The 22,045-nt window shown below is 66.5% G+C and carries 23 protein-coding genes and 1 pseudogene; 12 read left to right on the top strand and 12 right to left on the bottom strand.

Going from position 1 to position 22,045, the window contains the following annotated elements; genetic code table 11:
- Positions 1-69: 69 nt before the first annotated feature.
- The 3 genes from rpsU to Q0330_RS11890 all read left to right on the top strand — a co-directional run bounded on the left by rpsU (position 70) and on the right by Q0330_RS11890 (position 1,142).
- Positions 70-276 carry a 30S ribosomal protein S21 gene (gene rpsU, locus Q0330_RS11900; protein ID WP_090524370.1) on the top strand — a complete coding sequence of 69 codons (207 nt, stop codon included), beginning with the start codon at positions 70-72 and terminating at the stop codon, positions 274-276.
- Between the two features lie 88 nt (positions 277-364).
- Positions 365-781, top strand: a complete 417-nt coding sequence (locus Q0330_RS11895; RefSeq protein ID WP_299479258.1) for an META domain-containing protein — start codon at positions 365-367, stop codon at positions 779-781.
- Positions 768-1,142 carry an META domain-containing protein gene (locus Q0330_RS11890; protein WP_299479255.1) on the top strand — a complete coding sequence of 125 codons (375 nt, stop codon included), beginning with the start codon at positions 768-770 and terminating at the stop codon, positions 1,140-1,142. Before Q0330_RS11895 ends, Q0330_RS11890 begins: the two co-directional genes overlap by 14 nt.
- Here the strand turns inward: Q0330_RS11890 and recO are convergent.
- Entirely contained in the window at positions 1,129-1,842 is a 714-nt protein-coding gene (recO, locus tag Q0330_RS11885) for a DNA repair protein RecO (RefSeq protein ID WP_299479252.1), read from the bottom strand. The two genes, Q0330_RS11890 and recO, sit on opposite strands and share 14 nt — an antisense overlap.
- A gap of 10 nt (positions 1,843-1,852) precedes the next feature.
- Positions 1,853-2,320, bottom strand: a complete 468-nt coding sequence (locus Q0330_RS11880; protein WP_299479249.1) for a YbaK/EbsC family protein — start codon at positions 2,318-2,320, stop codon at positions 1,853-1,855.
- A 42-nt stretch (positions 2,321-2,362) separates the two neighbouring features.
- On the opposite strand from Q0330_RS11880, the gene Q0330_RS11875 reads away from it, so the two are divergent.
- Complete coding sequence (locus Q0330_RS11875; protein WP_299479246.1) at positions 2,363-2,680, top strand: hypothetical protein; 318 nt, start codon at positions 2,363-2,365, stop codon at positions 2,678-2,680.
- 113 nt (positions 2,681-2,793) lie between these two features.
- Entirely contained in the window at positions 2,794-4,053 is a 1,260-nt protein-coding gene (locus Q0330_RS11870; RefSeq protein WP_299479243.1) for a lytic murein transglycosylase, read from the top strand.
- 93 nt (positions 4,054-4,146) lie between these two features.
- On the opposite strand, the gene Q0330_RS11865 is transcribed toward Q0330_RS11870, so the two are convergent.
- The 5 genes from Q0330_RS11865 to dusB all read right to left on the bottom strand — a co-directional run bounded on the left by Q0330_RS11865 (position 4,147) and on the right by dusB (position 11,432).
- Positions 4,147-5,532 (bottom strand): sigma-54 dependent transcriptional regulator, encoded by a 1,386-nt coding sequence (locus Q0330_RS11865; protein WP_299479240.1) that lies wholly within the window; start codon positions 5,530-5,532, stop codon positions 4,147-4,149.
- Positions 5,529-7,793, bottom strand: a complete 2,265-nt coding sequence (locus tag Q0330_RS11860; RefSeq protein ID WP_299479237.1) for an ATP-binding protein — start codon at positions 7,791-7,793, stop codon at positions 5,529-5,531. Before Q0330_RS11860 ends, Q0330_RS11865 begins: the two co-directional genes overlap by 4 nt.
- Before the next feature lie 84 nt (positions 7,794-7,877).
- Entirely contained in the window at positions 7,878-9,293 is a 1,416-nt protein-coding gene (locus Q0330_RS11855; RefSeq protein WP_299479234.1) for a sigma-54 dependent transcriptional regulator, read from the bottom strand.
- Between the two features lie 4 nt (positions 9,294-9,297).
- Positions 9,298-10,407 (bottom strand): ATP-binding protein, encoded by a 1,110-nt coding sequence (locus Q0330_RS11850; RefSeq protein ID WP_299479231.1) that lies wholly within the window; start codon positions 10,405-10,407, stop codon positions 9,298-9,300.
- On the bottom strand, positions 10,404-11,432 hold the full coding sequence (gene dusB, locus Q0330_RS11845; RefSeq protein WP_299479565.1) for a tRNA dihydrouridine synthase DusB: 1,029 nt from the start codon (positions 11,430-11,432) through the stop codon (positions 10,404-10,406). Before dusB ends, Q0330_RS11850 begins: the two co-directional genes overlap by 4 nt.
- 272 nt (positions 11,433-11,704) lie before the next feature.
- Between dusB and Q0330_RS11840 the strand changes: the two genes are divergently transcribed.
- The 3 genes from Q0330_RS11840 to Q0330_RS11830 all read left to right on the top strand — a co-directional run bounded on the left by Q0330_RS11840 (position 11,705) and on the right by Q0330_RS11830 (position 15,302).
- Positions 11,705-12,262 carry a hypothetical protein gene (locus Q0330_RS11840; protein ID WP_299479228.1) on the top strand — a complete coding sequence of 186 codons (558 nt, stop codon included), beginning with the start codon at positions 11,705-11,707 and terminating at the stop codon, positions 12,260-12,262.
- A 200-nt stretch (positions 12,263-12,462) separates the two neighbouring features.
- On the top strand, positions 12,463-14,598 hold the full coding sequence (locus tag Q0330_RS11835) for a YjbH domain-containing protein (RefSeq protein ID WP_299479225.1): 2,136 nt from the start codon (positions 12,463-12,465) through the stop codon (positions 14,596-14,598).
- Positions 14,595-15,302: a YjbF family lipoprotein gene (locus tag Q0330_RS11830; RefSeq protein ID WP_299479222.1), complete on the top strand. Its 708-nt coding sequence runs from the start codon at positions 14,595-14,597 to the stop codon at positions 15,300-15,302. Before Q0330_RS11835 ends, Q0330_RS11830 begins: the two co-directional genes overlap by 4 nt.
- A gap of 156 nt (positions 15,303-15,458) precedes the next feature.
- Here the strand turns inward: Q0330_RS11830 and Q0330_RS11825 are convergent, their stop codons facing one another.
- From Q0330_RS11825 to Q0330_RS11810, 4 genes are all read right to left on the bottom strand, one after another.
- Positions 15,459-15,680, bottom strand: a complete 222-nt coding sequence (locus tag Q0330_RS11825) for a hypothetical protein (protein WP_299479219.1) — start codon at positions 15,678-15,680, stop codon at positions 15,459-15,461.
- A 195-nt stretch (positions 15,681-15,875) separates the two neighbouring features.
- Positions 15,876-16,664, bottom strand: coding sequence for a metal ABC transporter permease (locus tag Q0330_RS11820; protein ID WP_299479562.1), 789 nt, complete (start codon positions 16,662-16,664; stop codon positions 15,876-15,878).
- The gene (locus Q0330_RS11815) at positions 16,657-17,451 is read right to left on the bottom strand and encodes a metal ABC transporter ATP-binding protein (RefSeq protein WP_299479216.1); all 795 of its coding nucleotides are present in this window, start codon (positions 17,449-17,451) and stop codon (positions 16,657-16,659) included. Before Q0330_RS11815 ends, Q0330_RS11820 begins: the two co-directional genes overlap by 8 nt.
- The gene (locus tag Q0330_RS11810) at positions 17,448-17,927 is read right to left on the bottom strand and encodes a transcriptional repressor (RefSeq protein WP_299479213.1); all 480 of its coding nucleotides are present in this window, start codon (positions 17,925-17,927) and stop codon (positions 17,448-17,450) included. The genes Q0330_RS11815 and Q0330_RS11810 overlap by 4 nt, the downstream gene beginning before the upstream one ends.
- A 78-nt stretch (positions 17,928-18,005) precedes the next feature.
- On the opposite strand from Q0330_RS11810, the gene Q0330_RS11805 reads away from it, so the two are divergent.
- On the top strand, positions 18,006-19,007 hold the full coding sequence (locus Q0330_RS11805) for a zinc ABC transporter substrate-binding protein (protein WP_299479210.1): 1,002 nt from the start codon (positions 18,006-18,008) through the stop codon (positions 19,005-19,007).
- Between the two features lie 76 nt (positions 19,008-19,083).
- Entirely contained in the window at positions 19,084-19,260 is a 177-nt protein-coding gene (locus tag Q0330_RS11800) for a hemin uptake protein HemP (RefSeq protein ID WP_299479207.1), read from the top strand.
- On the opposite strand, the gene Q0330_RS11795 is transcribed toward Q0330_RS11800, so the two are convergent.
- Complete coding sequence (locus Q0330_RS11795) at positions 19,261-20,865, bottom strand: pseudouridine synthase (protein WP_299479204.1); 1,605 nt, start codon at positions 20,863-20,865, stop codon at positions 19,261-19,263.
- Between the two features lie 107 nt (positions 20,866-20,972).
- Between Q0330_RS11795 and Q0330_RS11790 the strand changes: the two genes are divergently transcribed.
- Both Q0330_RS11790 and Q0330_RS11785 read left to right on the top strand, forming a co-directional pair.
- On the top strand, positions 20,973-21,425 hold the full coding sequence (locus Q0330_RS11790) for a nucleoside deaminase (RefSeq protein ID WP_299479201.1): 453 nt from the start codon (positions 20,973-20,975) through the stop codon (positions 21,423-21,425).
- A 214-nt stretch (positions 21,426-21,639) separates the two neighbouring features.
- Positions 21,640-22,045, top strand: a pseudogene (locus tag Q0330_RS11785) (excinuclease ABC subunit A); the annotation flags it as partial.

Raw genomic sequence — 22,045 nt, 5'->3', positions numbered from 1 at the left:
GGATGCCGCTTATACGGCGGCTTCCTGCAATTTCGATCAACTTTAACCTAGGAAGGTGGTGACAACCACATGCAGGTGAACGTTCGCGACAATAACGTCGAACAGGCGATGCGCGCACTGAAGAAGAAACTTCAGCGCGAGGGCGTGTTCCGTGAAATGAAGCTTCGGCAGCATTTCGAGAAGCCGTCCGTCAAGAAGGCCCGTGAAAAGGCCGAGGCCGTGCGCCGCGCCCGCAAGCTGGCCCGTAAAAAGGCACAGCGCGAAGGCGCTCTGTAAGACGAGCGAACCGAGTGAGGTTCAAGACCCCCGCCGGCCCGCGCCTGCGGGGGTCTTTCTTTTCCCGCCCATCCTCGAAGGCCCCGGCATGAGACCGCCCGCCCGTATCGCAGCCCTTGTGCTTCTAGCCGCCTGCACGACCCCGGCCCTGCCCGAGGATCAGCGCATCGACGGCATCGACTGGATTCTGATTGAGGCGAACGGGATGCCCTGGCTGGAAAATGTCTCGCTGAGGCTCGACGGCGACCGGCTGACCGGGATCGGCCCCTGCAACGCCTATTCCGGCCGCCGCGAGGGGGACGCACCCGATTTCGCCGCGCGCGATCTGAACATGACCGCCATGGCCTGCGCCGATCCTGCCCGGATGCGGGCCGAGGCCGAATACATGGACATGCTGCCGCAACTGACGACCCTGCGTCGCGAACGGGACAGCTTGGTTTTGAGCGGGCCCGATCTTATCTTGGTCTATGACAGAAGAGAGGCGAGAGGCGATGACGTTTTCTAAAACTGCAATGATTCTGGGGCTGGCGCTGCTGGCCGGATGCGCAACCGCTGAAACCGGCCTCGATGGCAGCTATCGGCTGGTCTCCATCGACGGGCGCGCGGTGATCGAGAACCCGACGCTGGTGATCGAGGGGCAGCGCCTTTCGGGCAAGGGCTCCTGCAACAGCTTCAGCGGCGAGAACAAGGCCGCCTGGCCGGCGCTCGATGCCAGTCCGCTGGCGACGACGCGGCGCGCCTGCATCAACGACAATGGCGAGACCGCCTATTTCAGGGCGCTCGATCAGGCAACCTCGGCCACCTTGACCGAACATGGCGTCGATCTGACGGGCCCCGAACACAGCCTGCGCTTCACCCGCGAATAAGCCGCGCCGCCAACCGCTCGCGCGCGGCTGGCAGGGGACGGCCGACATGTTCCTGCGCCAGCCATTTGTGCAGGAAATGCCCGGTCAGGGTCAGGGCATTGGCCAGTTCGTCATTGCTGGGCGGCCCGCCCAGCAATGACGGCAGGCGCAGCAGGCGCGGGGCAAATTCGCCCGCCGCTTCGGCTGTGACGGCGCGTCCGGTATTGGGGCTGACATAGGCCAGCCCCTGCCGCGCCCCGGTCACAGCGCAGCTTTGCAGGTCCAGCCCGAAGCCCAGATCTTCCAGCAGCAGCAATTCCCAGCGGACGTAATCGCCGGCCCAGTCGGCACCCCGATCCATCGCGTCCCAGAGCGCTTCCGAGGCGCGGGCGATCTGCGGATGCGGGTCGCGTTCGGGCAGCGCAAAGCGCAGAAGCGCCGCCGTCGCATTCATCCCGTCGAGTGCTGCCGCATTGGCCAGAAGGCCGGGCCGGGCGGCGCCGGGTTCCAGCGTGAAGGTGCCAAGCTGATCCTCCAGCCGCGCCCGCCAGAGCGCCGAGACCCGGTTCCCCAGCTGCAGCATCGCCGCTTTCGAGCGCCCCGCGCCCCCCGGCACCATGCCCGAGACGCGCCCGGCATCCGGGCTGAGGATATCGACAAGCGCCGCATGTTCGCCATGCGGCCTGCGCGCGATCACCGTGCCCTCGCCGCGCCATTCCATCGCCGCGCCGTCAGCCGGTGAAATCGGCCTGCCGCGCGCCGCTGACGCGCAGCAGGTCGGCAGGGGTGATGGCGAAGACATGGCGCGGCGTGCCGGCCGCCGCCCAGACGGTGTCGAATTCCAGCAGGCGCGGGTCGATGAAGGCCGCGATCTCGCTCAGATGGCCGACCGGGGCGACGCCGCCGATGGCAAAGCCGGTCTCGGCCCGGATCAGCGCCGCATCCGCCTTGCCGAGAGGCTGGCCCGCCAAAGCCGTGGCCTTGTCGGCATCGACGCGGTTGCCGCCAGCGGTCAGGAACAGGACGACATGGCCGCTTTCCTCACCCCGGAAAATGATCGACTTGGCGATCTGGTCGACCTCGCAGCCGACCGCCGCCGCCGCATCCGCCGCCGTGCGGGTATCGCCCATCTCGCGGATTTCGGTCTCGATCCCGGCATCCTTCAGCGCCGCCGCGACCCTTGCCAAACTCTTGCTCATCACGCACTCCCTCAGTCACGGGAAATGTTTAAGGGGGCCGTCATGGCGCAACAAGTCTATACGCTGCTGGTGCAGGTCGGCCGATCCGCCGATGACGGGCTGCCGAAGGGCGCGACCGGGGCCGGGCTGCTCTGCTATGCCTCCGGCAAGGACGAGGCCGAGGCGGTGCGCGAGACGGTGGCGATCCTGAAACAGGCCGGCATGGCACCGCTGGACGTGACCGGATACGGCACCCTGGCCGAGCGCGAGGCCGAAGGTGCCGAGATCGGCGAGGAGGACCGCGAGCTGATGGCCCGCGCGCTTGACGAAAACGCCGTCATCATCGCCCAGATGGAGCCGTTTTTCGACGAGGAAGACTGAGCCAAGGGGATGCGCGGTTTTCCGCCGATCCCCCAAGCCCCGAATCGCCCGGTTTTCCTTGCCTCGCGGCTGCGTTATCGTTCCTGCAAATCACCTCGCAAGGCAGGGACAGAATGAGCAGTATCTTCACCAAATTTACCATTTCCGTGGCCGCAGTCGCGCTTCTGGCCGGTTGCGGTGTGCGCAGCGCCGGCTCGGTCTCGACCGGGTCTTCGGTCACGCCGGCGCCGATCACCGGGGCCTCGCCGGCCTCGGAAGCGGGCCTGCAGAACTGGATCCAGTCCTTCCGGCCGCGCGCGATCTCCTCCGGGGTCAGCCCCGCCACCTATGACCGCGCCATGCGCATCGCGCGTTACAACCCCGAAGTGATCCGCCTGGACCGCAAGCAGGCCGAGTTCTCGCGCCCGGTCTGGGAATATCTGGACAGCGCCGCATCCGACAGCCGCACCACCAAGGGCCGCGGGCTGGCACGGACCTATTCCGGCACGCTCGGCCAGATCGAGGGCCGTTACGGCGTCGATCGCAATATCGTCATGGCGATCTGGGGGATGGAATCGAATTTCGGCGGCAATCGCGGCAAGATGCAGATCATCCCGTCGCTGGCGACGCTGGCCTATGACGGGCGGCGCGGCGAGATGTTCCAGAACCAGTTGATCGCGGCGCTGAAAATCCTGCAGGCCGGCGATACCGACCCCGAGCATATGCTGGGAAGCTGGGCCGGTGCGATGGGCCATACGCAGTTCATGCCGACCTCCTATCTGGCCTATGCGGTCGATTTCAACGGCGACGGGCGGCGCGACATCTGGTCGGACGATCCGACCGACTCGCTGGCTTCGACCGCGTCTTACCTGAAACGGTCGGGCTGGGTGCCGGGCCTGCCGGCAGCGGTCGAGGTGCGGCTGCCCTCGGGCTTCAACTATGGACAGACCGGGCGCAGCAATGTGAAATCGGGCGCCACCTGGGCCGCGCAGGGCGTGCGCGCGGTCGATGGACGCACACTGCCCTCGGGCGGGATCATCGCACCAGCCGGCGCGCAGGGGCCGGCCTTCCTGGTGACGAAGAACTTCATCGCCATCCGCGCCTATAACGCTTCGGACAATTACGCGCTTGGCGTCGCCATGCTGGGTAACCGCATCGGCGGCGGGCCGGGCATCGTCGGCGCCTTCCCGCGCGAGGCGGGTGCCCTGACCCATAACGAGAAGGAGGAGGTGCAGCGCCGGCTGAACCGCCTCGGCTATGACGTGGGCGAGCCGGACGGTGCCATCGGCGAAAAGACCATGGCCGCGATCAAGGCCTTCCAGCAGCGGATCGGGGTGTCGCCGGACGGTTACGCCAATGCGGCGCTGTTGCAACAGTTGCGGTCGCGGAGCTGATTTCCAGCCACAGGACCGGGGGCGCCGCCCCCGGACCCCCGAGGTATTTGGCCACCAAAGAGAAGCGGGCGCGGGGTTTTCCGCGCCCTTTTCCTATGCGTCCTCTTCTTCCTCGACGGCGCGGCCGCCGACCACGCCGAGGGATTTCAGCTTGCGGTGCAGGGCGCTGCGCTCCATGCCGACGAATTGCGCAGTGCGGCTGATATTGCCGCCGAAGCGGTTGATCTGGTTGACGAGATATTCGCGTTCGAACAGCTCGCGCGCCTCGCGCAGCGGCAGCGAGGTGATGCGGGGGCCAAGCGTCAGCGTATCCGCGCCCTCGCCCTCGGCGCTCTGGCCCTGAAGCTCTGCCGGGGTGATCGGGCCGCTGTCTTCGGCCAGGATCAGCACCCGTTCGATGACATTGCGCAGTTGGCGGATATTGCCCGGCCAGTCCATCGCCTGCAGCGCATTGGCGCTGTCCTCGCCGATCTCGCGCAAGGGCAAGCCCTGATCCTCGTGGAACTGCAGGGCGAAATGGCTGGCCAGCATCGGGATATCCTCGCGCCGCTCGGTCAGCGAGGGGATGGCGAGCGGCACCACATTGAGCCGGTCGTAAAGCTCCTGCCGGAAGCGGCCGGCGGCGATCTCGGAGGGCAGGTCGCGATTGGTCGAGGACACGACGCGCAGATCGACCCGCACCCGGTCCGAGCCGCCGGCGCGCGAGAATTGCTGTTCGGTCAGGACCCGCAGGATCTTCGGCTGGGTGCCCATGGGCATGTCGGCGACCTCGTCGAAATAGATCACCCCGCCATGAGCCTGTTCCAGCAGCCCCGGCTCGACCCCGCGTTCGGCGGATTCGCGACCGAACAGCACCTCCTCCATGCGTTCGGGTTCGATGGTGGCGCAGGGCACGACGATGAAGGGGGCCGAGGCGCGCGGACTTTGGGCATGGATATAGCGCGCGGCGAGTTCCTTGCCGGCCCCCGGCTCGCCGGTCAGCATGACCCGGCCATTCGATTTCGCCAGCTTGTCGAGCTGGTCGCGCATCCGCTTGAAGGAGGCCGAATTGCCCAGCATCTCGGCGGCCTTGACCTCGCCCCGGCGCAGCTGCGCATTCTCGCGGCGCAGGCGGTTGGTTTCCATGGCCCGGTTGATGACCACCATGAGCTGGTCGATATTGAAGGGCTTCTCGATGAAGTCATAGGCGCCCTGGCGGATCGCGGCGACCGCGATCTCGATATTGCCATGGCCCGAGATGATGATCACCGGCACTTCGGGATTATTGCGCTTGACCTGCTTGAGGATGTCGATCCCGTCCATCCGGCTGTCCTTCAGCCAGATGTCGAGGATCATCAGCGCCGGCTCGGCCAGGTTCAGGGCCTCGATCGCCTCGTCGGAATTGGCGGCGGTGCGGGTCGGGAACCCTTCGTCTTCCAGGATATCGGCGATCAGTTCGCGGATATCCTTTTCGTCGTCAACGATCAGAATGTCGCTCATGTCTGGTCCTGCTCTTTGTTCTTGCGTGCAATGCGCACGGGATTGCGTTCACGGGGCAGCCGCAATTCGGCAAGCGCGCCGCGTTCGGGGGCGTCGGTCAGCACGAAGCTGCCGCCATGTTCCTCGACGATCTTCTTGACGATGGGCAGGCCGAGGCCGGTGCCGCCCTTCTTCAGCGTGACATAGGGTTCAAAGAGGCGCGAGCGGTCCTCGGGCAGGCCCGGGCCGTTATCGGCGATGGAGATGGTCACCACTTCGGGATCTTCGGACATGCTCACGCGGATCTCGGGCTGCCAGCCTTCGGCGGGGGCGTCGCGCAATTCGTCCACGGCCTCGGCGGCATTCTTGATCAGGTTGGTGAAGACCTGCGCCATCATGGTCGCGTCGCAGTCGATGCGCACGGAACCCGCCGGGACATCGGCGATCAGTTCGGCCCGGACCGCGTCTTCCTGCAACAGCAGCGTGTCGCGCAGAAGCTTGGCGATATCGGTCTCGCGCCTGTCGGGTTCGGGCATCCGGGCGAAGCGCGAGAATTCGTCGACGATCCGGCGCAGGTCGTTGGTCTGGCGGATGATGACATCGACATAGGAATCGACGCTTTCCTTTTCCGCCGGATCGGCGGCGATCTTGTTGAACTTGCGCCGCAGCCGTTCCGCCGAAAGCTGGATCGGGGTCAGCGGGTTCTTGATCTCATGGGCGACGCGGCGGGCGACATCGCCCCAGGCGGCCATGCGCTGCGCGGTGACCAGTTCGGTCACATCGTCGAAGGCGACCACATAGCCTTCCAGTCCGCCATCGGCACCGTGGCGGACGGCCATGCGCACCAGCAGGCTTTCCATCCGACCCTCGCGGACCAGACGGATTTCGTCCTGCACGGTCTCGGCCACGCTTTCCGAGAGGCGCTGCAGAAGCGGCGCGAATTCCGGCACCACATCGGACAGCGGGCGGTCATGGTCGCGGGCCGGATCGACACCGACCATGCGCGCCGCCGAGCGGTTCAGGAAATCGACATCGCCATCCTCGTCGAGGCCGATCACCCCCGCCGTGACGCTGGACAGGACCGAATCGAACAGCCGCCGGCGCTCGTCGCTGGCGCGGTGGCTTTCGACCAGTTCCTCGCGCTGCGTCTTCAGCTGGCGGGTCATGCGGTTGAAGGCCTGACCGAGGGTCTGGATCTCGTCGCCGGTATCTGCCTCTGGCACCGACACGTCCAGATCGCCCTCGCCCACCCGTTCCGAGGCTTCGGCCAGCTTGCCGATGGGGCGCGACAGCCGCTCGGCGAACCACATCGCCAGCCACATCGCCGCCCCGATCAGCAGCAGGGCGAAGCCCAGATAGACCAGCGAGAACTCCAGCAGCACCCGGCCCCGATCCTGTTCGAGCTGGCGATATTCGCCGATCGTCTCTCGGGTGTCGTCGAGAAGGCCCAGAAGCCGGCCATCGACCTCGCGCGAGACGTAAAGGAAGCGGTCGGCCAAGGGCGGCAGCGCCACCAGAGCGCGGAAGGAGTTCTGCCCCCAATCCTCGATCAGCACCAGCCCATCGCTGCGGGCGCGGTCGAACTGGTCCTGGCTCGGCTGGACATACCAGAAGTAATAGGAGCGTTCGCCCCGGGCATGGATCTCGCCGCCGGCGTCGATCACATAGGCCTCGCGCAGCCCGCGCTGGATGCGGCTCTGTTCGGCGGTCAGGATGACGCGCAGATCGCCATCGTCGATCAGCGGATCGCTGCGCGCCGCCTCGCGCAGGGCGTCGGCGATATTGCCGGCATCGACGGTCAGGTCCTCGCTATGCTCGGTCTGATAGGCGACGGCGGCGGCCTGGGCATTGCCGACCACCTCCCGGACCCGGTCCGAGAACCAGCCTTCGAGGCCGATATTGATGACGACCCCGGCAAACAGCGCCACCAGCACCGTGGGCACCATGGCGATCAGCGCGAAGATGCCGACCAGCCGGCTGTGCAGCCGCGATCCCGCCCGCGCCCGCCGGCGCGAGGCGACCATCTGGGCGATGCGCATCAGGACCAGCCCGAGCAGCAGCAGCAGATAGACGAAATCGAGCACAAGCGCGAGGCTGAGCAGCCGCGAGCCCCCGGTCACCCCGACCTTGCCCAGCACCACCAGCGTGAAGATGGCCAGGATCGGCGCGGCCACCACGAGCGCCAGCGTCAGGCCGTTGCGCAACCGCCGACGCGAGAGCATCCGCGCCAGCCGGTCGGGCAGGCGCGCACTGCGTAGGGATGTCAGGCCATGTGCCGACATGGGCTCGTTCTGCTCGATCTTGCGCCGCTTGGAAGCCGCGTCTTGTTGCCGTGGCGCGACGGATTTCGCGCCCCTGTGACCGTTTTACATCACTCGGCGGCGGCGTGTCACCTGAATATTCAGATCGCTCAGTTTCTTGCGCAGGGTATTGCGATTGATGCCCAGAAGCTCGGCGCAGCGAAGCTGGTTTCCGCCGGTCGCGTCGAGCGCGATTTCCAGCAGCGGCACCTCGATTTCACGCAGGATGCGGTCGTAAAGGCCGGGGGGCGGCAATGCGTCGCCATGCAGGTCGAAATAGCGTTGCAGGTGATCGGCAACCGAGGCCGAAAGCTGGCCCGATGCGCCGCCATGCGCGGTCGTGGCGCGCGGTGCCGAGGACGCCATCGCCACCGGCTGCGCGGTCTGGCCGGACAGTTCGCGCAACTCCTCCAGCATCATCGGGCCAGAGCCGGTCAGCGCGAGGCGGCGCACCAGGTTTTCCAGCTGCCGCACATTGCCGGGATAATCGAGGCCGCGCAGCTCGGCCAGAACGTCATCGGGGATCGGGCGTTCGACCAGCCCCTGCCCGGCGGCGCGCGCCATCAGGTGCTTTGCCAGCGCCGGAATATCGTCGCGCCGCGCCGAAAGCGGCGGCACCGCGATCGTGGCCCCGGCCAGACGATAGAACAGATCGGCGCGCAGCCGGCCCTCGTCCATATCCGCCTGCGGGTCCGGCCCCGAGGTCGAGACCAGCCGGGGCGCATCGCCGGCCCCGTCGAGCTGTTCCAGAAGCGCCAGCAGCCGGGTCTGCGCCGCCGCATCGAAGCCGGCCGGGTTCTCGATCAGCAAGGTGCCGCCGCGCGCCTCCTGCACGGCGCGGGACAACTGGTCGGCCCCGCCATCGGCCGGGGTCAGCACCACCAGCGGCGCGGTGCTGCGATCCGAAAATTCGTGCAGGGCCTTGGCGATGGTCGATTTTCCGACCCCCGCCTGCCCGGTCACCATGACCGGCAGATCGGCATTCAGCACCTTGGCCACCAGCCGGAACAGCGCCTGCATCGGCGCGGCATGGCCAATCAGCGGCAGTTCCGGCTCCGGCCCGGCGGGCGAGGGCACGGCGATCTGCTCGGGCGCCGGGGCGAGATCCGCCTTGCGTGGCCGCCGCGACAGCGCATCGCGCGAGCGCGACAGCAGATCGGGCAGATCGAAGGGTTTCGGCAGGTAGTCGAAGGCCGCCGCCTCGGTCGCGCGAATGGCAGTGACGATGGTGTTCTGGGCCGAGATGACGATGACCGGCATGTCCGGGCGGGCGCGGCGAATGGCCGGGATGGTGTCGATGCCATTGCCATCGGGCATCATCACATCGGTCACGACCAGATCGCCGCGGCCTTCCTCGACCCATTTCAGCAGTTGCTGCAGGCTGCCGGTGGCGTGAACCCGGCAGCCGGCGCGGGTCAGCGCCTGGGTCAGTACGGTGCGGATGCTGCGGTCGTCATCGGCAATCAGGATGGTTCCGTCCATGAAATCACGCCTTCGGTAAGGAAATTCGAATGGTGGTGCGGCCGGGCCGCGAATCGACGCGCAGCCAGCCGCCATGATCGGTCACGATCTTGGAAACCAGTGCGAGGCCCAGCCCGGTGCCGTTCTCGCGGCCAGAAACGAAGGGCTCGAAGATCTGGCCGGCGATGGCATTGGGGATACCCGGCCCGTCATCCTCGATCTCGATCTGCAGGGGCAGCACCCGGCCACGCGGGTAATCCGGCGTCGGCGCCAGCCGCAGGGCCGCGTCATAGAAGCTGCGAATGCGGATGGTGCGCCCGGTCCCGCCCTCGGCGCGGCCCCGCAACAGCGCCTCGGCGGCGTTCTTGAGCAGGTTCAGCGCCACCTGCATCAACTGGTCGTCATCGCCAAGCGCATCCGGCAGCGAGGGATCGTAGACGGTGATCACCTCCAGGTCGCGGGCAAAACCCAGTTCCGCCGAGCGGCGGGCACGTTCGAGGATGTCGTGCAGGTTGACCGGCTTCAAATCCGGTGCGGTGGTGTCGCCGAAACGCTCGACCTGATCCAGAAGCGCCACGATGCGGCGCGATTCGGTCACGATCAACTCGGTGAATTCGCGGTCTTCCTCGGCCACGTTCATCGACAGAAGCTGCGCCGCGCCGCGAATGCCGGACAGCGGGTTCTTGATCTCATGGGCCAGCATATCGGCCATGCCGATGGCTTGCCGCGCGGCCTTGCGGGCGGCATGGCCCGGCTCCATCCCCTCGGCGGCATCGGTGGGGGCGATCAGCAGGATCACCCCGCCGGGCAGCCCGTCGGGGGCCGCACCCAGATGAATATCGCCGAAATGCGGCTGGTGCCCGCCGGCACGGTCGCCCAGTTCGAACCGCACGCGCGGCTGCCCGATGGGGCCGTGATCGTTGCGCACCCGCGCCAGCAGCGGGCAGATTTCGGGCGTGATGCGCAGCCGCGACTGGATCACCTCATCGCTCAGCCGATGGCCAAGCGCCATGCGCCGCGACAGGTTCAGCCACAACTCGGCTGCGTCATTGACCCCGACCAACCGGTCCTCCGCATCCAGCATCAGCCCCGGCAGGGGCAGCGCGTCGAAACTGGGACCGGGGGTAAAGCTCATGCGGCGGCCTGCCTTTCGGGGGCCAGCTTTTGGGGGCCGGGCGCATCGGCGAAAAGCGCGCGGATGACGCGCAGGGTCTCGGCCGGGCTGGCAGCGGCGAACAGCGCCTTGCGGCCGTGGGCCACACCATTCGCCTCGGCATACCAACCAAGGTGTTTTCGGGCGACGCGCAGGCCGACCTCGCTGCCGTAAAAGCCGATCATGTCCTCGTAATGCGTCGCCACCAGATCGGCGAGGGCCGCCGCTTGCGGGATCGCGGGCGCGGGGGTGGCGTGCAGCGCATGGGCAATCTCGGCCAGCCGCCAGGGCGCGCCCTGCGCCGCGCGCCCGACCATCACCGCATCCGCACCCGAAGCCGCAAGCGCCGCCCTTGCCGAACGCGCATCGGTGATATCGCCATTCGCGACCAGAGGCGGGCGGTCGGTCAGATCGGCCACCGGGCGGATCGCCGCCCAATCCGCCTGCCCGGTATAGAATTGCGCCCTGGTGCGGCCATGCACGGTCAGCATCCGCACACCGGCATCGCGGGCGCGCGCCGAGAGTTCGGCCGCATTCAGGCAATCCCCATCCCAGCCGAGCCGCATCTTCAGCGTCACCGGCAGATCGACCGCGCCGACCACCGCATCGACAAGGCCAAGCGCATGGTCGAGATCGCGCATCAGCGCCGCCCCCGACAGCCCGCCCGTCACCTTCTTCGCCGGGCAGCCCATGTTGATGTCGATGATCCGCGCCCCCATTCCGGCCACGATCCGCGCGGTTTCGGCCATCGGTGCGGCCTCGCGCCCGGCGATCTGGACCGAGACCGGCACATGACCCTCGGTCATCGCCCGCGCCCGCACCGAGGCACGCGGCGAAGGCCGGGTCGTCACCATCTCGCTTGAGGCCACCATCTCGGACACCACCAGCCCCGCGCCGAAGCGCGCCACCATGCGTCGGAACGGCAGGTCGGTAATGCCGGCCATGGGCGCCAGGAACACCGGCACCCCCAGTTCTACCCCGCCAAGGCGGATCGGATTGATGGACATCGTCTTTCTCATCTTCGTCATCATAACGTCCCGGATCAGGCCAGTTGCGAGTTTCTAAAGCAGTTTTGCCCTGTCGCATACGCGGTTTCGCCAGTTTATGCCTAAATTATAGGCAATCTTATCGCGTAACCCCAAAATTCGGGCAGGTGCCGATTTGCCGCCCGGCCCGCATCCCAGGCACGACGCTTGCCGCACACCCATGGATTGGGCTATTGCAGGCAAAACCGGCCAGAAGAGCCGCATATGACGGTTTCAGAACGAAGGACAGCCCCATGAAACTTCGCTATGCCATGGCATTGCTGCCGCTTGGCCTCGCCGCCTGCGACGATCAGGCCATGCAGGATTTCCGCATGCCCTGGGACCAGCCGGAGGAGGTCGTGCCCGAAACCCCGGTCGATCCGATGTCGAAGCCGCTGGTGGCACCGCAGGTTTCGCCCAACCAGGTCCCGGTCGAGGTCGAGGGCGAACGCACCCTTGTCGCCACCGCCGAGGCCAGGACGCTGAACACCACCGCCTACGTCGCGCAGGGCAACGAGCCCTTCTGGCGCGTCGAGGTGAGCGGCAATACAGCAAAATACCAGACGCCGCAGAACCAGTCGGGCAGCAATGTCTCGGTCTCGCGCATCGTCTATCGTCAGGGCGTCGAATATATCGGCGAATGGGGCGGCGCTGCTTTCTCGTTGAACATTCGCAGCGCCGAATGCACCGACAGCATGTCAGGAGAGAAGTTCCCGATGACGGCCTCGCTGCGCGTCGGCACGCGTCGCTCGCAGGGCTGCGCAGCCCCGGCCGAAACCGGGGCCGAGGCCGATCAGGCCGCCGCCGGCTGATCGCGCCGCGCCAGCAGAACGCAGGCGGCGCATGAGTTGCCGCCGCGTCCGGGTTGCGCAGCGCTCGACCGACAGTTTCGCCGCCATTTCTGCATATAGGCAACAGCGGGGCGAAAACCCGCCATCCACCGGACGCTTGGCATTGGCGCAGCCAGATGCCCCGAATATAGTGGCGACAATTTATCGCCAAGGACGAGTTCATGCACAGCCGTATCAATCCCGTGCTTCTGGCCTCTACGGCGCTTGTGACGGTTTGCGTCACAGCGCTTGGGGTCGCGTCGCCGACGCAGAGCCAAACCTTGAACAGCTATGGCATGCCGGGTGCCATCGACACACCGACAGCAGCGCCCCCACCTGAAGGCGAGTTTGCGGCAACCATCAGCCACAGCGATTACGGCACCCGCACGACGCTGATCTTTCAGGTCATGCCGCGGGTGACCGGCGCGCTGCGCTATTCCTCGATCGACGGGCTCGACCCCAATCGCGACGCCCTGAAGGACCGCAGCTTCGACGTTCAGTTTCAACTGTTAAACGAAACCCAGGGCTGGCAGCCGTCGGTCGCGCTCGGCCTTCGGGACTTCGTGGGAACCGGCGTCTATTCCAGCGAATATCTTGTCGCCAGCAAAAGCCTGACGCCGCGCCTGCGTGCCTCGGCCGGTCTTGGCTGGGGGCGTCTGGCGGGCGATTGGCGGCGAACGGATTACAATGACGAAGGCGGCAAGTTCAACATTCGCGACTGGTTCTCGGGCGATGTGAAGCCGTTCGCCTCGATCGAATGGCAGGCGACGGACCGGCTGTCGATCCTGGCCGAATACTCGCAGGACGATTACGACCCCGAGGTCGACAACCCCGACAAGGACCGGCCCGACAACAAGTTCAACCTCGGCGTCAATTATACGGTCGGCGACAGCTACCAGATCGGCGCCTACACGATTGGCGGCAATGTCTTCGGCATCAAGGGTACGGTGGCGCTGAACGCGCTCAAGCCGCCCTATCCGTCCGGTCTGGAACCTGCCCCCGCCCCGGTCCGCCCGCGCCCGGCACGCGGTGCCGATCCGGAGGGCTGGTCCGGTGCCTGGACTGCGGATTCGACCGCACAGCCGGTAATCCAGACGGCGCTTGGCGATGCCCTGCGGGGTGAAGGCCAGGTGCTCGAGTCCATGGCGCTTTCGGCCAACCGAGCCGAGGTGCGCATCCGCAACAACCGCTATATCTCGCAGGCAGAGGCGGTGGGCCGCACCGCGCGCCTGATGACCCGCGCCCTGCCGCCATCGGTCGAGACCTTCGTCATCACCTCGATGGAGAGCGGGATGCCGACCTCCTCGGTCGTGTTGAGGCGATCCGATGTCGAGCAGCTGGAAAACACCGCCGCGGCTCATATCGGACAGCGCGCCGAAATCATCGACCCGCCCGGGCGTTCCGCCGATCTTGTCTATTCCGAGGGGGTCTATCCGAAATTCACCTGGAACATCCGGCCCTACGCCTCTCTCGGCCTCTGGGACCCGGACGAGCCCTGGCGCTACGAAGCCGGGCTGCAGGCGTCGGGCACTTACGAGATCATGCCGGGGCTGATCCTGTCGGGCACCGTTCGCCAGCGCGCTTTCGGATCTCTGGATCAGGAGGGCCCCGGCGATCTCTCGCCGGCGGAATACGAAGCGCTTGGCACGGATGAAAACGAATATGGCGTGCCGCGCGTCCGCTCTGACAGCCGGATGTATTCGGGCAATGACAGCCCGACCATCCCGAACCTGACCTTGGCTTGGTATGCCAAACCGACGGAAACAACCTATTCCCGTGTGACCGTCGGTCTGCTTGAGCGCGCCTTCGGCGGTGTGTCTGGTGAGCTTTTGTGGAAACCGACCAATTCGCGCCTCGCCCTCGGCGCCGAGATCAACCGTGTGAAGAAGCGCGACTTCGACGATGTCTTCAGCTTCCGTGACTACGAGGTCACGACCGGCCACGTCTCGGCCTATTACGATTTCGGCTATGGCATCTGGGGGCAGGTCGATGTCGGGCGGTATCTGGCCGGCGATGATGGCGCGACCATCTCGATCCACCGCGACTTCGAAAATGGCTGGACTGTCGGGGCGTGGGCAACCAAGACCGACATGAGCGAAGAAGAGTTTGGCGAGGGCTCGTTCGACAAGGGCGTGAGCATCTCGATCCCGATCAGCTGGGCCGTCGGAACGCCAAGCAAGCGCCGCGTCGGCGGGCATGTCCGCTCTCTTGCCCGCGACGGTGGCTCGCGACTTCGCGTCGAAGGTCGCCTGTACGAGGAAATCCGCGACAGCCAAACCAGCAAGATCTATGATGGATGGGGGAGATTCTGGCGATGACCCGCTTGAAGAAGAACGCGGGCGCGCTTGGCGTCGCCGCATTGCTGCTCGCTGCCTGCGGTTCGTCCGGGCAAGAGGATCAGGCCACAATCGCCGGCCAGCTGCGCAAGGTTGCCGCGCCGGCGATCTCTCGCGCGACCGGGCAGCAGGCCGAGGAAGCCGCGCCGGCCGCCCCGCTGAGCGCCGATGAAATGGCCGCACGCGCGCTTGCCGCCAATCCTGCGCCGCTCATCCTCGTCAGTCTGGAAAGCACCGGCGCCACGCAGGTCATGGCCATGGTCGGCGAGAATGGCGGGATGCGGACCTATATGACACCGAATATGCAGGCTCTGGTCATTCGCTCCGGCATGTTGACCGGCACCAAGGGCCTGGGCAACGACCTGTCCGTCGCCGAGGTCGAGGGCACCGCCAACCTGATCCGCGCCCGCCGTGCAGGCCAGGGCAGCCGAACGATGCGTTATATCTCTGGCGACGGGACGGAACGGCCCTTGCCGCTGAATTGCACCATCGCCGTCGGCGATGCCAAGAGCTTCAGCTTTGCCGGCACTGGCTGGAACGCGACGCAGGTTGTCGAAAGCTGCGAAGGCAGCGGGGCGGAGGTTCAGAACTCCTATCTCGTGACCGCGTCTGGACAGATCCCGGTCTCGCGTCAGTGGATCGGCCCCCGCCTGGGCTATGTGACAATTCAGACCATCCGGCCCTGAGCAGTCATTCAACCTGAAAGAGACAGAACGCCCGGCATCGCCCGGGCGTTTCTTCATTTCCGGCCCACGGGCCGCCTGCATCAACCACAGGCCCCAAAAACGAAAAGGGCTGGCGAATGGCCAGCCCTTCCGAAATCAAGTCCTTGCGGACAATGATTAGTTGGTGTCGTCGTCGTCGTCGTCGTCGTCCGAAGCAACTGCGGCGATAACGCCGAGCAGCAGCAGGGCCGGGACAACCAGGCCAGCGTTCGACGACGGCGACGGGCCGGCATCGACAACAACCGGCTCGACTTCCACGACGGGCTCGACGTAGCCGCCGGCCAGAGCGGTGGAGGTGGTCAGGCCGAGGGCCAGGGCGAAGGTAGCAAATTTGGTCATGATCATGCTCCGTTTGGTCTTGTGAAAGCTACTGTTGCCAGCAGCATCGGGGTGACAGTCTCACAATCCGAAGGTCTTTGAAAGTCGGATTTATCCAAATCCCCGGCGGCGTTGTCTCAACTGTTGCATATTTCACAACACCTTCCTGCCATCTGGGTCGCTACCTGCGCAATCCCCCGCAAAGGCAGCCGCCATTCAGGCGGAACCCCGCCGAAAAGGCAGGCCGAGAAGAAAAACTGCGGCGGCCACAGCGATGACCGACGGTCCGGCAGGTGTATCCGCATAAAGGCTGGCAGCGAGACCGCCAAGCACCGCGCCCACACCGATCAGCGTGGAAATCAACGCCATCTGCTCTGGCCCGCGCGCGAATCCGCGTGCCGCCGCCGCAGGAATGATCAGCAAAGCCGAAACCAGAAGCGCGCCGACGATCCGAATCGCCACCGCCACGGTGATCGCCATGGCCAATGTCAGAATCAGCCGCTCGCGGCGCGGCGAGATACCGGCGGCCATGGCAAGTTCCTCGTTGACGGTGGCGCTGACCATCGCCTCCCATCGCCAGACCAGCAGGCCCACGACCAGTGCAGCGCCCCCCCAGACCCAGGCCAGATCGACCGGGCGCACCATCAGGATATCGCCGAAAAGCCAGGCATTCAGGTCAGAGCGCAGTCCGGGCACGAAGCTCGCCGCGATCAGCCCGAAGGCAAGCGCACCATGGGCCAGCACGCCAAGCGCGGTGTCGATGGCCTCTCCCCTGTCCGCCAGATGGGCGACCAGCCAGCCCATCGCCAGTGCGACCAGAAGCGTGCCGATATAGATCTGGCCGCCGATGGCCACGCTCAGCGCCACGCCGAGGATCGCGGCATGGGCGGTGGCATCGCCGAAATAGGCCATGCGCCGCCAGACCACGAAACAGCCAAGCGGCCCGGTCGCCAGCACGACACCCAGCCCGGCCAGAACCGCGCGCACCAGAAAATCGTCAAGCATGGTGGTGGTGCCCGTATTCGTGTTTGTGGTCGTGGTGGGGATCATGCGCCGCCTCGTCGTGGCGGTGGTCGTGATGATGGCGGTAAAGCGCCAGCGTCTCGGCCGAATCGGCGCCGAACAGCGCCTGATATTCGGGCGCGGCGCTGACCGCCTGCGGGGTGCCGTGACAGCAGACATGGCCATTGAGGCAAATCACCTGGTCCGAGGCCCGCATCACCACCAGAAGATCGTGGCTGACCATCAGGACCGCAGCACCGGTTTCCTGCCGGATTTCCTCGATCAGGCGATAGAAATCGACGATGCCGGGTTGGTCGAGCCCCTGGGTCGGTTCGTCCAGCACCAGCAATTGCGGATCGCCGAGCAGGGCGCGCGCGAGCAGCACACGCTGGAACTGGCCGCCCGAAAGCCGGGTGATCTGCCGCTGCTGCAGCCCGTCGACGCCGGTCCGCGCCAGCACGGCGGCGGCCTCAATATCGCTGACCCGATGCGGCAGCGACAGGAAGCGGCGCACCGTCATCGGGATGCGGTCGTCGATATGGACACGTTGGGGCACATAGCCGATGCGCAGGCCGGGGCGGCGCGTGACCTCGCCCGCCTCCATCTCGACATGGCCCAGAACCGCGCGTACCAGCGTCGACTTGCCCGAACCGTTCGGCCCGACCACGGTCACGATCTCGCCCGGCCGGATGGCAAAGCCGACATCGCTGAGAATGGGCCGCTCGGCTCCGCGATGGCGAACGGTCAGACCTTGGGCCGCGATGATCGGCGCAAGCTGGGGCGCGCTCATGCTGCCCCGCCGGCGCAGGCGGCACAGACGCCAAGCGCCTCGATCGTGGCCCGCTCGACGCTGAAGCCGGCCTCGCCCCCCAGCCGCGACAGATCACGACGCAACCCGGTCGCATCCATCTCGGCCACGGTCTGGCACGAGCGGCAGATCAGGAAGACCGGCGCCACGCCTTCGGGGTGGCTGTGCTGGCAGGCGGTGAAGGCATTCAGCCGCTGGATGCGATGCGCCAGCCCATGCTCGACCAGAAAATCCAGCGCCCGATAGGCAACCGGGGGCTGCTTGCCCAGCCCTTCGGCGGCCAGACGGTCCAGCACCTCATATGCGCCAAGGGCACGGTGCTGTTCCAGCAGGATCTCCAGCACGCGCCGGCGGACCGGGGTCAGGCGCAGGCCCTGCGCCGCAGCCAGGTCTTCGGCCCGGGCCAAAGCCTCCTTGGCGCAGGCGCCGTGATCGTGACGCTCGAAGATGGTGGTCATGTTACTTTATCACATATCGGTTGACTTGTTACTTTATTACATACATTTTCCGCCCCGTTTCACAAGGAAGGAGCCGCCATGCGCGCGCATATTCTGCTGGGCCTCGCCCTTTTTCCCCTTTCTGCGGCGGCAGAGCCGCCCCGCATCGTGACCGACATGCCGGTCACGGCTTCGCTGGTGACGCAGGTACTGGGCGATCTGGGGAACGCCGAATCGCTGCTGGACCAGAGCAGCGATCCGCATGACTTCCAGTTGCGCCCAAGTCAGGCACAGGCCCTGCAGGAGGCCGAACTGCTGATCTGGATGGGACCGGAAATGACCGTCTGGCTGGAAGACGCTGCCAGCCAGTTGGGCGCGGATCATCAGATGCAGCTTCTGCATCAGCCCGGCACAGTCCTGCGCGAATATGCCGAGGCAGGCGCCGACGACCACGACCACGCCGCCGAAGATGAGCATGATCACGGTGATCACGACCATGAGGAGGAAGCGACTGGCGATCACGACGATCACAGCGATCATGCAAATGAAACGCATGGCGATGGCCACGATCACGGCGCATTCGACCCCCATGCCTGGCTCGACCCGGATAATGGCGCGCTCTGGCTGGGCCTGATCGCCGAGCGGCTGGCCGAAGCCGATCCCGACAATGCCGGGACCTATCGCGCCAATGCCGCAGTGGCGACCGAGGTCCTGTCCGCCCTGGACACCCAGCTTCAGCAGGAACTCGCCCCGGCGCGCGCGCTTCCCTTTGTCAGCTTCCACGACGCTTACGGCTACTTCACCGATCATTTCGGCCTGCCCGAGGCGGTGACCGTTGCCATCGGCGATGCCTCTGCCCCCTCGGCCGCGCGCCTGCAGGAGGTCCGCGCAAGAATCGAGGCCTCCAGCGCCCGCTGCGCCTTCACCGAGGTCGGTCATTCACCCCGGATGATCGCAACTGCGGTCGAGGGGCTGGGCCTGATCATGGGCGGGGAAATCTCTCCGACCGGTGTCGATATCGAAGAAGGGTCAATGCTTTACGGCGAACTCCTGACCCAACTGGCCGGGCAGGTTTCTGCCTGCGCGGTGGCCACGGAATAATATCCGATAAAAATACTTTGACATTCGAGGGCGTGTCGCGCAGTTTCGGTTTCGCCATCTGTCGAAAGGAAACGCCATGACCGCGACACGCCCCGCCGAATTCGGCTTTTCCGGCATTACGCCGGTGAACAACCTGCCCCTGCATGATGCAGAAAGCCTGACTGCCGGCGGCAATCAGGCCCTGATCGTGCTGAATGACCAGGTCTATAACCTGCGCATCACCCGCGCCGGAAAGCTGATCCTGACGAAGTGATCAGCCCTTGGGGCGGCGCGGCGCACCCGGCTTGGGGCCACCGCCCGGCCGACCGGATGCGCTGCCCCCGGGCTTTCCGGGACGCGGTCCGCGCCCGGGACCGCCGGGCTTGCCCTCGCCCCGAGGGCCCTTGCCGCCCGGCCCCTTGCCACCGGATTTGAACCCGTCCCGAGGTTTGAAGCCGTCACGCGGACCGGTGCCGCGCCCTTCGCCGCCGGACTTGAAGCCGCGCGCCGCCTCGCCGTCGCCCGAGCGCGCCGAATGCGGTTTGCCGTCGCGCTTGCCGAAGGGTTTGCCGTCAGCAGGCTTGCCAAAGGGCTTGCGCCCGCCGCCGTCCCGCGCCGGACGCGCCCCGCCCTCGCCACGCGAGAAACCGCCGCGCTCGCCGTCTCTGCGCTCGCCGTCTCTGCGCTCGCCGTCGCCGCGCTTGCCGTCGCCGCGCTTGCCGAAGGGTTTGCGACCCGCGTCCCGCGCCCCATCGCCCTCTGAGCGCCCGCCCCAGCGGGGCTTTTGCGGCCGCTCGGCACCATCGCCGCCCTCGAATGAGCGGCGCGGCCGATCCGGCCTGTCGCCGCCAAAGGGCTTGCGACGATCCGCACCCTCGCCAAACGGCTTGCGCTCACGCTCGCCACGGGCAAAGGGGCGGCGCTCGCCATCGCCACCGCGTGCGTCTTCACCACGACCGAAGCCGCGCTCGCGACCCGGACCGGCACCGAATTTTCCGCCCTGCCGGCGTGGCCGATCCTCGCCATCGCGCGACCGGTTATGTTCGCCCGGCGCCTTGCGCGGCCCCCGGCGATCCTCATCGGCGCCATGGGCGCGGAAGGGACGATCCTTCTCCTCGGCCTCGCCGGTCAGCAACCCGCCCAGCTGGTCGCGCAGCGCCCGGCGCTTGACCTCGCGGACTTCGTTCGCCTCCATCCCGGTCAGCTTGAACGGGCCATAGCCGATGCGGATCAGCCGGTTCACCTGCAGCCCGACATGGGCCATGGCGCGGCGGATCTCTCGGTTCTTGCCCTCGCGGATGCCGACGGTCAGCCAGGCATTGGCGCCCTGCTGGCTGTCCAGCTTGATCTCCATCGGGGCAAAATCCTCGCCCTCGATGGTCACGCCGCGCCGCAGGGGGGCGAAGGTCAGATCGTTGGGCTGGCCGTTCACCCGCACCCGGTAACGCCTGAGCCAGCCGGTTTCGGGCAGTTCCAGCCGCCGCTTCAACTCGCCGTCATTGGTCAGAAGCAGCAGCCCTTCCGAGTTCAGGTCGAGCCGCCCCACAGACATCACCCGCGGCAGGTCGCGCGGCAGCGCATCGAACACCGTCTGGCGCCCCTTCTCATCCGCTTCCGAGGTCACCAGCCCGACCGGCTTGTAATACATCCACAGCCGCGTCTCCTGCGGCTCGTCCAGCTTCTTGCCATCGACGGTGATCTTGTCGGTCGGCAGCACATCCAGCGCCGGGCTGTCGATCTTCTGCCCGTTCACGGTCACGCGACCCTCGACGATCATCCGCTCGGCCTCGCGCCGGCTGGCCACGCCGGCACGCGCCATCACCTTGGCGATGCGGTCGGACTCTGCGGGTTTCTCGGGGGTGTTCTGTTCGTCGGTCATGGCGATTCTCCTTGGCGCATCCCTGCGGCGAAGGCGCATGTCTACGCCCCCTTCGCGGCGAAGGAAAGAACCCTTGCACCGGCCCCCGGCCCGCGCGACAAGGCGCCATGGCCGAATTCACCTCGCATATGCAGGCAGCGCTCGACGAAGCCCGCGCAGCGGCATCACGCGGCGAGGTCCCCGTCGGTGCCGTCGTCACCGATCCTGCGGGCCGCATCATTGCCCGGGCCGGCAACCGCACCCGCGAGATGCACGACCCCACCGCCCATGCCGAGATCCTGGCCATCCGCGCCGCCTGCCGGGCCGCCGGCAGCGAGCGTCTGCCCGGCCATCGCCTCTGGGTCACGCTGGAGCCCTGCCCGATGTGCGCCGCCGCCATCTCGGCCGCCCGCATCGCCACGCTTTACTACGGTGCCGACGACCCCCGCATGGGCGGCGTCCGCCACGGCGCCCGCGTCTTCGAGCATCCGCAATGCCACCACCGCCCCGAAATCCATGACGGCATCGCCGCCACCGAATCGCGCACCCTGCTGACCGAGTTCTTCAAGGATCGCCGCTGAATCTCCGCTGCCCGAATACCTCGGGGTGAGCCGCGTCAGCGGCGAGGGGCAGCGCCCCTCAACGTTTTCAAAACATGCGGCATTGACGGCATGGCAACCGGCGACGAACGACCATTTCACTCCTGCTCATGTTCTGCTAATGTTCCGTTAACTTGTGCATTCCGGCGCAATGTTTATCTGTTGCGCTCATGCCGGATCGGCGGGACGGGGCCTCATGGAACAGAAGTTCATCGAAATTCGCGGCGCGCGCGAGCACAATCTCAAAAGCGTGGATATGGACATTCCGCGCGACCGGCTTGTGGTGATCACCGGCCTGTCGGGATCGGGCAAGTCCAGCCTGGCGTTTGACACGGTCTATGCGGAAGGCCAGCGGCGCTATGTCGAAAGCCTGTCGGCCTATGCGCGGCAGTTTCTCGACATGGCCGGCAAGCCCGATGTGGACCATATCAGCGGCTTGTCGCCGGCAATCAGTATCGAGCAGAAGACGACCTCGAAGAACCCGCGTTCGACCGTCGGCACGGTCACGGAAATCTACGACTACCTGCGCCTGCTCTTCGCCCGTGTCGGCACGCCCTACAGCCCGGCGACCGGCCTGCCGATCGAGGCGCAGCAGGTGCAGG

The sequence above is a fragment of the uncultured Paracoccus sp. genome (assembly GCF_937873615.1).
Lineage (GTDB): Bacteria > Pseudomonadota > Alphaproteobacteria > Rhodobacterales > Rhodobacteraceae > Paracoccus.
The sequence above is the reverse complement of the archived record's forward strand: the minus strand, read 5'-3'. Positions and strand labels throughout refer to the sequence as shown.

Coding starts and splice junctions, on each gene's coding strand:
- rpsU (WP_090524370.1), top strand. CDS start 70: ATGCAGGTGAACGTTCGCGACAATAACGTCGAACAGGCGATGCGCGCA.
- Q0330_RS11895 (WP_299479258.1), top strand. CDS start 365: ATGAGACCGCCCGCCCGTATCGCAGCCCTTGTGCTTCTAGCCGCCTGC.
- Q0330_RS11890 (WP_299479255.1), top strand. CDS start 768: ATGACGTTTTCTAAAACTGCAATGATTCTGGGGCTGGCGCTGCTGGCC.
- recO (WP_299479252.1), bottom strand. CDS start 1,842: ATGGAATGGCGCGGCGAGGGCACGGTGATCGCGCGCAGGCCGCATGGC.
- Q0330_RS11880 (WP_299479249.1), bottom strand. CDS start 2,320: ATGAGCAAGAGTTTGGCAAGGGTCGCGGCGGCGCTGAAGGATGCCGGG.
- Q0330_RS11875 (WP_299479246.1), top strand. CDS start 2,363: ATGGCGCAACAAGTCTATACGCTGCTGGTGCAGGTCGGCCGATCCGCC.
- Q0330_RS11870 (WP_299479243.1), top strand. CDS start 2,794: ATGAGCAGTATCTTCACCAAATTTACCATTTCCGTGGCCGCAGTCGCG.
- Q0330_RS11865 (WP_299479240.1), bottom strand. CDS start 5,532: ATGAGCGACATTCTGATCGTTGACGACGAAAAGGATATCCGCGAACTG.
- Q0330_RS11860 (WP_299479237.1), bottom strand. CDS start 7,793: ATGTCGGCACATGGCCTGACATCCCTACGCAGTGCGCGCCTGCCCGAC.
- Q0330_RS11855 (WP_299479234.1), bottom strand. CDS start 9,293: ATGGACGGAACCATCCTGATTGCCGATGACGACCGCAGCATCCGCACC.
- Q0330_RS11850 (WP_299479231.1), bottom strand. CDS start 10,407: ATGAGCTTTACCCCCGGTCCCAGTTTCGACGCGCTGCCCCTGCCGGGG.
- dusB (WP_299479565.1), bottom strand. CDS start 11,432: ATGTCCATCAATCCGATCCGCCTTGGCGGGGTAGAACTGGGGGTGCCG.
- Q0330_RS11840 (WP_299479228.1), top strand. CDS start 11,705: ATGAAACTTCGCTATGCCATGGCATTGCTGCCGCTTGGCCTCGCCGCC.
- Q0330_RS11835 (WP_299479225.1), top strand. CDS start 12,463: ATGCACAGCCGTATCAATCCCGTGCTTCTGGCCTCTACGGCGCTTGTG.
- Q0330_RS11830 (WP_299479222.1), top strand. CDS start 14,595: ATGACCCGCTTGAAGAAGAACGCGGGCGCGCTTGGCGTCGCCGCATTG.
- Q0330_RS11825 (WP_299479219.1), bottom strand. CDS start 15,680: ATGACCAAATTTGCTACCTTCGCCCTGGCCCTCGGCCTGACCACCTCC.
- Q0330_RS11820 (WP_299479562.1), bottom strand. CDS start 16,664: ATGCTTGACGATTTTCTGGTGCGCGCGGTTCTGGCCGGGCTGGGTGTC.
- Q0330_RS11815 (WP_299479216.1), bottom strand. CDS start 17,451: ATGAGCGCGCCCCAGCTTGCGCCGATCATCGCGGCCCAAGGTCTGACC.
- Q0330_RS11810 (WP_299479213.1), bottom strand. CDS start 17,927: ATGACCACCATCTTCGAGCGTCACGATCACGGCGCCTGCGCCAAGGAG.
- Q0330_RS11805 (WP_299479210.1), top strand. CDS start 18,006: ATGCGCGCGCATATTCTGCTGGGCCTCGCCCTTTTTCCCCTTTCTGCG.
- Q0330_RS11800 (WP_299479207.1), top strand. CDS start 19,084: ATGACCGCGACACGCCCCGCCGAATTCGGCTTTTCCGGCATTACGCCG.
- Q0330_RS11795 (WP_299479204.1), bottom strand. CDS start 20,865: ATGACCGACGAACAGAACACCCCCGAGAAACCCGCAGAGTCCGACCGC.
- Q0330_RS11790 (WP_299479201.1), top strand. CDS start 20,973: ATGGCCGAATTCACCTCGCATATGCAGGCAGCGCTCGACGAAGCCCGC.